The organism is Algibacter agarivorans (genome assembly GCF_039543245.1).
In the GTDB taxonomy this organism is placed as follows: Bacteria; Bacteroidota; Bacteroidia; order Flavobacteriales; family Flavobacteriaceae; genus Algibacter_G; species Algibacter_G agarivorans.
In genome coordinates this window covers 110,149-120,072 of sequence record NZ_BAABJJ010000004.1, presented here as the reverse complement: position 1 = coordinate 120,072, position 9,924 = coordinate 110,149, and the positions used below count along the sequence as shown (strand labels likewise).

At 34.3% G+C, this 9,924-nt stretch carries 7 protein-coding genes and 1 pseudogene; 1 reads left to right on the top strand and 7 read right to left on the bottom strand.

From position 1 onward, the window contains the following. Positions 1 to 208, top strand: a pseudogene (locus ABD935_RS16575) (transposase); the annotation flags it as partial. A 287-nt stretch (positions 209 to 495) separates the two neighbouring features. Here the strand turns inward: ABD935_RS16575 and bshA are convergent. From bshA to ABD935_RS02010, 7 genes are all read right to left on the bottom strand, one after another. Next, on the bottom strand, positions 496 to 1,635 hold the full coding sequence (gene bshA / locus ABD935_RS02040; RefSeq protein WP_345189876.1) for an N-acetyl-alpha-D-glucosaminyl L-malate synthase BshA: 1,140 nt from the start codon (positions 1,633 to 1,635) through the stop codon (positions 496 to 498). Between the two features lie 90 nt (positions 1,636 to 1,725). Then, on the bottom strand, positions 1,726 to 4,644 hold the full coding sequence (locus ABD935_RS02035; RefSeq protein ID WP_345189874.1) for a serine hydrolase domain-containing protein: 2,919 nt from the start codon (positions 4,642 to 4,644) through the stop codon (positions 1,726 to 1,728). A 126-nt stretch (positions 4,645 to 4,770) separates the two neighbouring features. Beyond that, positions 4,771 to 5,994 carry a phosphoserine phosphatase SerB gene (gene serB, locus ABD935_RS02030; RefSeq protein WP_345189873.1) on the bottom strand — a complete coding sequence of 408 codons (1,224 nt, stop codon included), beginning with the start codon at positions 5,992 to 5,994 and terminating at the stop codon, positions 4,771 to 4,773. 104 nt (positions 5,995 to 6,098) lie between these two features. After that, positions 6,099 to 6,584 carry an ABC transporter ATPase gene (locus ABD935_RS02025; RefSeq protein WP_345189871.1) on the bottom strand — a complete coding sequence of 162 codons (486 nt, stop codon included), beginning with the start codon at positions 6,582 to 6,584 and terminating at the stop codon, positions 6,099 to 6,101. 93 nt (positions 6,585 to 6,677) lie between these two features. Further along, positions 6,678 to 7,469: a (Fe-S)-binding protein gene (locus tag ABD935_RS02020; protein WP_345189870.1), complete on the bottom strand. Its 792-nt coding sequence runs from the start codon at positions 7,467 to 7,469 to the stop codon at positions 6,678 to 6,680. 158 nt (positions 7,470 to 7,627) lie between these two features. Further along, positions 7,628 to 8,935 (bottom strand): 4Fe-4S dicluster domain-containing protein, encoded by a 1,308-nt coding sequence (locus ABD935_RS02015; protein ID WP_345189869.1) that lies wholly within the window; start codon positions 8,933 to 8,935, stop codon positions 7,628 to 7,630. 5 nt (positions 8,936 to 8,940) lie between these two features. Beyond that, complete coding sequence (locus ABD935_RS02010) at positions 8,941 to 9,882, bottom strand: MlaD family protein (RefSeq protein ID WP_345189867.1); 942 nt, start codon at positions 9,880 to 9,882, stop codon at positions 8,941 to 8,943. Positions 9,883 to 9,924 lie beyond the last annotated feature (42 nt).

Below are 9,924 nucleotides of genomic sequence, written 5' to 3'. Positions count from 1 at the left end.
ATGTAGAACAAACAGGCTTTAAGGCTTTTAATACTATTGCAAATACAATAACAATAAACTACAGGTCAATCCTAAATTACTTTATAAACAGAAGCACCAATGCTTCAGCGGAATCCTTTAATGCCAAAATAAAGGCTTTTAGAGCACAGTTTAGAGGTGTCAAAATGTAGAGTTCTTCCTTTTTAGATTAACCAGAATTTTTGCTTAAACACAACAATTGTTCTTGATCCTACCTCACGATAAACCAGCTTGCGACTTACTAATGGTTCGAAGCGTTACCTCCGCCCATAAGGGACTTGCACCCTCTAGATTAATTATTTACCTTTCGGTAAATAAAAGATGCCCTTGCTGGGCACACACATTTTGTATAGTGCATAGGGCGGCTGTCAAATAGCAGGTGTCAAATCTGCGCTTCGGCTACTTAGCGGCTTGACAATAAAGTGCTTTTTAACGCCCTACGCACCATACAATTTACCGTTAAACACCTCCTAAAACTCACAACAACAAACACTTAGCCAATGTATCTTCATAAATAGCTTCGTATTGTGGCACTATAGCATGTAAATCAAACTTTAGAGCTTCTTTTCTAGCATTTTCCTTGAAGGTATTTAAACGTGATTCATCACTTAAAATATGTAATGCGTTTTTGGTCATATCTTCAACATCACCAACATCACTTAAGAACCCAGAAACTCCATGAATGTTAACTTCAGGAATACCACCTGTATTACTAGAAATAACAGGCACTCCAGATGCCATAGCTTCTAATGCGGCTAGACCAAAACTTTCTGTTTGCGAAGGCAGTAAAAACAAATCACTAAAACACAATATTTTATCTATTTCGTTACTTCTTCCAAAAAACACCACTTTATCTAAAATACCAAGTTCGGTACAGCGTCTTTCAACTTTTTCTTTTTCAGGGCCTTCACCAATAAACATGAGTTTTGCAGGCATTTCCTTTTGGATATTATAAAACACACTAATAACATCTTGTACGCGTTTTACAGGACGTAAATTACTGATATGGGTAATGATTTTCTCGTCATCATTTGCCATTATACCACGTTGACAATCGGTAAACCCATTATGGTGATATTTTTCTAAATCTATAAAATTTGGAACAACATTAATATCATTTTTAATATCAAATAAACGCAAGGTATCATCTTTCAAATTCTGTGAAACCGCCGTAACAGCATCCGATTTATTAATACTAAACGTTACTGCTGGTTTATAAAATGGATGACTACCAACAAGCGTAATATCGGTACCATGAAGCGTTGTTACAATAGGCACATAAATACCTTCTTCTTGTAACATTTTTTTAGCCATATATGCAGCATAAGCATGGGGAATGGCATAATGCACATGTAATATTTCTATTCCGTGAAGCTTTACCATATCTACCAATTTACTCGATAAGGCCAACTCATAAGGTTGGTAATGAAACAACGGATATTCTGGCACATTTACTTCATGATAATGCACATTATTACTCAACAACTCCAATCTTACGGGTTGGTTATATGTGATAAAATGGATTTCGTGCCCACGTTTAGAGAGTTCTAAACCCAGTTCTGTAGCTACTACACCACTACCTCCAAATGTTGGATAACAAACAATACCAATTTTCATATAATAAGTTTTAAGTGTCTTAAGTTTTGAGTATTTAAAGTTAATATCCTTATAACTTTAAATACTTATAACTTGAAACTTTAAGTACTTTTAATCTTCTATCGCTTCGTAAATTAAGCGTTGTATTTCTGTTCTAATATTTTCTTTTAATAACAAATTTTTCCCTGCATGCGGATAGGTTCTATTCGCTAAAAAAATATACACAATTTCTTCTTCAGGGTCTGCCCACGCATAAGTACCTGTAAAGCCTGAATGACCAAAACTAGTCATTGATATACAGCCACATGTAGGACCGACATCACCCAATTGAGGCTTATCAAAACCTATACCTCGCCTATTATCATTATCACAATAATAGCAAGTATTAAATTTATTAATAGTCTCTGGTTTTAAATAACGCTTTCCGCCATAAAACCCTTTTTGCAAATACATTTGCATAATTTTTGCTACATCGTTAGCATTACTAAAAACCCCTGCATGCCCACCAACACCATTCTGCATGGCAGCTCCCATATCATGTACATATCCATGTACTTTTTGGTATCTGTAATAATCATCAATTTCAGTAGGCACAATTTTTTTACTACTTATTTTATGATACGGGTTGTACATGGTGTAATTAGCACCTAAGGGTTCATAAAAATGTGATTGCGTTAATTGCTCTAGTGTTCTGTCGTAATGGTACTCAATAAATTTCTTTAAAATATAATAGGGAAAATCGCTGTAACGGTATCTTAGGGTTTCTAGGAGCTCTGACTCTTTAATGATTTTAGGTATAGAATCCTGATAATCAGTTCGTAAAAATAAATTTTTAGTTACTTCAACATTGAATTTATCACTGCGTTCATATCTATAATATTTTTTACTCGGACGTTTTGTAATGGTATCTAAAGTATGATAATAAAAAGGTTCCCATGGCCGTAACCGCGCATAATGAGATAACATGCTTTTTAAAGTAATATGTTCTTTATTTGACCCCTTATATTCGGGTAATATTTCGGAAAGCTTGGTATTTAAAGATACTATACCTTGCTCCTCTAATTCCATTAAAAGTGGCAAGGTTGCTAATATTTTGGTAAGTGATGCCACATCATAAATATCATCAAAACCAACTTTTTCTTTACCTTTATAGGTGTGTTTCCCGAAATTCTTATTATAAATAACTTTTCCTTTTCTAGCCACTAAAAGCTGGATCCCTGGTGTCATCTTTCCATTTACAGCATGTTGCGCCACAGAATCTATTCTACTTAGTTTTTCTGAATTCATGCCCACACGTTCTGGCACGGTATATCCCAATCGTTTAATAGCGTTATTTTGAATCCCATCTCCAGCTTTAAAATAACCTCCTATTGAAACAGGCAAACTCCCTTTAGCTTCTATAGCTCCAAAAATAAGTTGTGCCGATTTTTGTTGGGCAATGTCACTATTTTGATAACTCACTACTATACTTTCAATATTTTCAATGGTCTCTAAATCAGAAAGTGCATAAGGCTTCACAAAAACATCTAAAATAACGGTATGGTTTTCTGCTATTTGCTGTAACCAAATTAGGTCTTTACTAGTAAACTCATGCGCTTTCCAAGGGTTTTCATTAGATCTATGAAATCCTACTATTACTGTATTATAGGCTTTTAACTTCCCTACTATACCGTACAAATTATCTGATGCTATTTCATGAACTTTAGCATACTTTTTTAATTCTTTTAAAAACGTATTCCCTTTGTCATCGCCTAAATTAACATAAGCTATAGTTTTAGTTTCTAATCGTCTAAGTGGTAATAAATCATTATCGTTTTTTACAATAGTTATTGCATTTTCAAGAAGTTCTTCATATAAAACATCATCTTTAAGCCTATTTAAATCTTTCGATAAATCATACAAACCAATAGGTTCATAATGATGCAATCCGACTTTATATTTTGCTTGAAGAATCTTTTTAACCGAGTGCTCTAAACGTGCTTCAGTTATATCACCTTTATTATAGGCTTCCATAATTTTAGAAACCCCAATACCTACATCTTCAGACATTAACATAACATCGTTCCCTGCCATAAAAGCAGCTAAATCTATATCGCCAGTTTCACTAAAATCCGCTGCACCTTTCATGGTTAAAGCATCCGTAAAAATAAGGCCTTGAAATCCTAAAGCATCTTTTAAAATATCTGTAACAATATGTTTTGATAATGATGACGGATAGCCATCGCGAGGTTCTAAACTCGGTACATTTAAATGTGCGACCATAACACTTGAAAGCCCTTCCTTAATGAGTTTTTTATAGGGATACAACTCAATAGAATCAATACGTTTTTCGTTAAAACTTATAGTCGGTAAGGTTTTATGTGAATCTTGATCGGTATCCCCATGTCCAGGAAAATGTTTAGCATTAGCCAAAACACCTGCACTTTGCATGCCTTTCATAAATGCCGAAGCTTTTTGGGTTACATTATCCCTGTCTTCCCCAAAAGAACGATTGCCAATAATAGGGTTTTTAGGATTGGTATTAATATCAACCACAGGTGCAAAATTAAAATGTACGCCTAAACGCTTACAATGCTCTCCAATTTGTCTTCCTGTTTGCTCAACAAGTTTATTATCTTTTATGGCACCAAGCGTCATATTCCATGGGAACGCATATGTAGAATCTAAACGCATGCTTAGTCCCCACTCGGCATCCATACCAATTAACAGTGGTGTTTTAGAAAACGATTGCAACTCATTATTTAATCTAGCCTGCCGATTTGGACCGCCATTTGAATAAATAACACCACCAATATGATGGTCTTTTATGAGGTTAATAATCTTGTTTTTGGTTGCTTTGTCTTGATTAGACATGACCTGAACCATATACAATTGCCCAACTTTTTCAGCCAAAGTAAAAGATGAATACACACTATCTACCCACTTTTTCTGAAATTCGGCATCTTCTGTAAGCAATGGGTTTTTAGTTGTTTGACCAACTATGGAGAGTATAGAAAAAAAGTAAAAAAATAATAAAATGATTTGACGCATAAAAGACTAATTAAGGGGGATATTAGTAATAACAATAAAATTACTAATAATCATGCCAAAATAATACTTTTAAGAAGAAGATAGAAAGACTTTAAGATAGATTTATAACAAGATTATAAACAAAAACTACTCAATTAAATCAATATGTCTGTCGTGGTAACCTAACAAATACAATACGCCATCTAGTCCAATACTAGATATCGAATTTTCCGCATTATCCTTTACTGTAGGTTTTGCGTGAAATGCTATGCCTAAGCCAGCTAAATTCAACATTGGCAGATCGTTTGCGCCATCACCGACTGCTATAGTTTGGCTAATATCTATGCCTTCTTTTAGAGCAATTTCTTTAAGGTATTCTGCTTTTTTATCGCCATCTACAATATCACCAAGGTAACCACCTGTTAAAACACCATCTTTTATTTCTAATTGGTTTGCAAAGACATAGTCCATACCTAATTCTTTTTTCAAATAGTCACCAAAGTATGTAAATCCACCCGATAAAATTGCTGTTTTAAAACCGTAGCTTTTTAGTGTATCAATGAGTCTTTTAGCGCCTTTAGTTATAGGTAAATTGACAGCAACATCGTGAAGAACCTCTTCACTCAAACCTTTTAAGAGCTTCATGCGTCTTTTAAAGCTTTCCTTGAAATCTATTTCGCCTTGCATTGCCGATTCTGTTATTGCTTTTACCTCATCGCCAACACCAGCTAATTCCGCTAATTTGTCGATAACTTCCGCTTGGATTAATGTAGAATCCATATCAAAACAAACCAAACGTCTATTTCTTCTATAAATATTATCTTCTTGAAACGCTATATCGACATCTAAATCGTGAGAAATCTGCATAAATTTCTCCGTAATTTCAGCTTTATCACTTATTTCCCCTCTAATGGATAGCTGTATAGAAGCTCTAGGATACTCCTCCTCTTTAACTAGTGATAATCGCCCGGTAAGTCTTTTTATAGCATCTATATTTAGATTCTTGTCTGAAATGACTTTAGTAACTTCTGATATTTGCTGAGCTGCTAGTTTTTCTCCTAAAATTGTAACGATGTATCTATTTTTCCCTTGAAGCGTGACCCAGTGTTCATAATCATCAAGGGTAATTGGTGTGAATTTAGCGCTAATACCAAGCTCATAAGCCTTGAAAAGTAAGTCTTTTAAAACTGCTGCCGATTTTTTTCCAGCTTGAATTTCAAATAAAATACCTAAGGATAATGTATCATGAATATTTGCTTGACCAATATCCAACACTTTAGCACCATATTCTGCTAAAACAGCGGTTAAATTAGACGTTAAACCTGGTTTATCTTGTCCTGAAATATTTAATAAGATGATCTCGTTGTCCATAATATTGAATTCGTATTTACTTTTTGAATCCCGATAGTTATCGGAACGTAAAAATCACTATTCTATTTGATATATGAAAGTTTATTTTTGAAATAATACCTCGCTTATTTAACAAACCGACCATGCCAACTCTCGCTTGCAGGCACTTCCCAGTTTTCTTTAAATTCCCCAATATTGGTAACAAGATTATTAAAGACGATCGTATTTTTTGAAACGGCTTTATCTTTTGCCATTTTTCGAAAATCGGATAGCGTTTTATAAGCAACATAATCGCCTTGCTTATAGGACACGTTCATTTTATCCAATAAATCAACATTATAGTCTTTTTCTAATTGTTGAATAAAATTGACAGAAGCATCTATAGAGCAACCTGTAGCTTTATTCAAATCTTGGTTTAAGCCAATAATAATGAATCGTTTATATTTTATGGTATATCCAGATTGTAAATCACTGCCATGCGCTGTCCAATTTTCAATAAAAACATCTAGTTTAGATTGAATTTCTTCAAGTTCTTGTTCTGAAAATGAACGGTTAGCTTGGTATATCCAAACCCGTGATTCTTCTGGTAATGTGTTGAAATCTACTAACATTGTACTATTTACGAATTACGATTGTTGATTTACGATTTTTTAAATAAATTATAAATAGGCAATGGATTCCTGCCTTCGCAGGAATGACAAAAACTATAAATCTTGAGCGTTAGCTATAAGTTCTGCAACGTCCATAACTTGAACATCACTTTCTTTTTCTTTGGCTTTTACACCATCCGTCATCATGGTATTACAGAACGGGCAACCCGCTGCAATAATTTCTGGTTTTACATCTAAGGCTTGTTCTGTGCGTTCAACATTTACATCTTTATCGCCTTTTTCTGGTTCTTTAAACATTTGCGCACCTCCTGCTCCACAACACAATCCGTTGCGTCGGCAATTTTTCATCTCGACTAATTCCGCTTCTAATTTCTGAATTAATTCGCGTGGGGCTTCATAAACATTATTAGCACGTCCTAAATAACAGGGGTCGTGAAATGTGATGCGTTTGCCTTTATACTTACCACCTTCGATGCTTAAACGCCCTTCATCTAGCAATGTTTTTAAAAATTGTGTGTGGTGCATGACCTCATAATTACCACCTAATTCTGGATACTCATTCTTTATGGTATTAAAACAATGTGGACAAGCGGTTACTATTTTTTTTACCTCATAAGCATTTAGCACCTCTATATTGGTTACGGCTTGCATTTGAAATAAAAACTCATTTCCTGCACGTTTTGCGGGGTCGCCTGTGCAACTTTCCTCTGTTCCAAGAACTGCAAACTCAACATTAGCTTTGTTTAAAAGCTTTACAAATGCTTTTGTTATTTTTTTTGCTCTATCATCAAAACTTCCAGCACAACCTACCCAAAATAAAACTTCGGGTTGTTTTCCTTGAGCCATGTATTCTGCCATGGTTGGTACTTTTAGTAATTCGCTCATTGTTTAAATTTTAATACCTACACCGTTTTTAAAACCTCGCAGGATATGTGTTGGTTTTGCGTTAGGGATTGTAGTGTAAATCCTTTTTTAAGTTTTTCTCTTAAAAAAGATTGCAACGTAAAGCCCGACCCTTTTCGGGTAACGCCCAAATTATTTAATTATTCGTTTTTCCAATTTAATCTGTCCATTTGATTATATGGCCATGGTGCTCCGTTGTTCTCGATATTTGTCATCATGTTATTGAGTTCGACTGGTGCAGCGGACTGCTCCATAACCAAATAACGACGCATTTCTAAAATAATTGACAGCGGGTCGATACTTACGGGGCAGGCTTCTACACAAGCGTTACATGAGGTACACGCCCACAACTCTTCTTTGGTAATATAATCATCCAGAAGTTGTTTACCGTCATCTTTAAACTCGCCGTTGTTTGTATCTATATTTTTACCAACTTCCTCTAAACGGTCGCGGGTATCCATCATGATTTTACGTGGAGACAACTTTTTGCCTGTTTGATTTGCTGGACATTCACTAGTGCAACGTCCACATTCTGTACAGGTATATGCGTTTAATAATTGTACCCAATTTAGATCTTGTACATCGCTGGCGCCAAATTTTGCAGGTACTTCACCATCATCTTCAGGAACAGCATAGGGATCGGCATTGGGATCCATCATCATTTTCACTTCTTTGGTAACTGCTTCAAGGTTATTGAATTGCCCTTTTGGGGTTAGCTTACCATAATACGTGTTTGGAAACGCCAATAATATGTGTAAATGCTTTGAAAAATACAGATAATTCAAGAATACTAAAATACCGATGATATGCACCCACCATGCTCCGCGTTCTATTATATGCAAGCTACTTTCTGATAATCCAGAAAACCATGGTGCTATAAATTGGCTTATGCTATTTCCTGAATTCATGTCTTGAAAATGAACATCGGTAGCATTCATGACCAAAAACAGGGTCATTAACACCATTTCAAAATACAGGATAAAATTTCCATCGTTTTTTGGCCAACTGGTCATTTCACTTTTCCAGAAACGTGATAATTTTATAATATTTCTACGAATCCAAAATATGGTAACCGCTATGAAAACTAAAATTGCCAAAATTTCGAAAGCAGCAATTAAAAAACCATAAGCAGATACGGGTAAGACAGTTAAACCTATTCTATGTGTACCAAAAAGACCATCAATTATAATTTCTAGAACTTCAATATTAATGATTATAAAACCTATATAAACGACAACATGCAAAAAACCTGCAATTGGGCGACGTACCATTTTACTTTGCCCTAAGGCTATCATCGCCATGTTTTTCCATCGTTGCGATGTATTATCACTAACATCTATAACTTGCCCTAATTTAATATTACGAATAAGCTTTTTAACGTTTTTAGAAAAAAAACCAATTCCAGCTATAAGTATAATAGCAAAAAGTATATTAGGTAAATATTCCATAATTATTAGTTAGATTCTGCTTCTGAATAAGGAATTTCTTTTTTAGATAATATTCTAAAATAGCGTTTTGGGTGTAATTTTATGTCTTCTAAAAGCGCTTCCATTTCTTTTGAAGCGCCTTTTAGATTGTCATACAATGCGTCATCTTTAAGAAGTTTACCCATAGAGCCTTCTCCCTTTTCTAAATTAGCTAATATATTATCAAAATTTTGAAGTGTAGATTCTAAATTTTTTACGGTTTCTTTTAAATTAGATTCTGAAAGCGTAGTTGTTATGTTTGCTAAATTGCCCGTAAGTTTATCGGCATTAGTCAATACATTGTCAATTTTTTCTTGATTATCCTGAACCACTTGATTTAAAGACACAGACGTGTTTTTGAAAGATTGAATGGTAGCACTTAATTCTGAAATACTCGTCTTTAAATTTGATTTCGTTTTATCATCAAAAACATCATTTAAGTTACCAAGCAATGTATCTGCACTAACCATCATTTTTTCAATTTTCTCTTGAAGAGGTGTTAGTCTTTGATTAACCAAATCGGTTAAACCAGCTTTAATTCCACCTGATAAAACATCTTGATCTTTGGCATTAGCAGCACCATCAAACGCTGGAACTATTGCAATGGCTTTACCTCCAATAAGTCCAGTTTCGTATAATTCTGCTTTACTATTTTTAGAGAATTGAAAACTGTTATCCACTAAAAGTGTTACTGATAATTTTCCAGAGCCATCCTCTTTAAATGAAATGTCTTTTACTTTCCCAACAGCTTTTCCACTAATAGTTACTGGTGTAGAAGGCACTACACCTTCAACATTTTCATATTCTGTATAAAACGTACGTGAGGAATCTAATAAATTTTGACCTTTTAGATAATTGAACCCAAAAATAAATAGGACAATGCCCGATAACACAAGTACTCCTATTTTAACTTCTTTAGATATTTTCAAAATAAATGAATTGTTAGAAGGGCAAATTTAATATAAATTTAA

Coding starts and splice junctions, on each gene's coding strand:
- ABD935_RS02015 (WP_345189869.1), bottom strand. CDS start 8,935: ATGGAATATTTACCTAATATACTTTTTGCTATTATACTTATAGCTGGA.
- bshA (WP_345189876.1), bottom strand. CDS start 1,635: ATGAAAATTGGTATTGTTTGTTATCCAACATTTGGAGGTAGTGGTGTA.
- ABD935_RS02035 (WP_345189874.1), bottom strand. CDS start 4,644: ATGCGTCAAATCATTTTATTATTTTTTTACTTTTTTTCTATACTCTCC.
- ABD935_RS02020 (WP_345189870.1), bottom strand. CDS start 7,469: ATGAGCGAATTACTAAAAGTACCAACCATGGCAGAATACATGGCTCAA.
- serB (WP_345189873.1), bottom strand. CDS start 5,994: ATGGACAACGAGATCATCTTATTAAATATTTCAGGACAAGATAAACCA.
- ABD935_RS02025 (WP_345189871.1), bottom strand. CDS start 6,584: ATGTTAGTAGATTTCAACACATTACCAGAAGAATCACGGGTTTGGATA.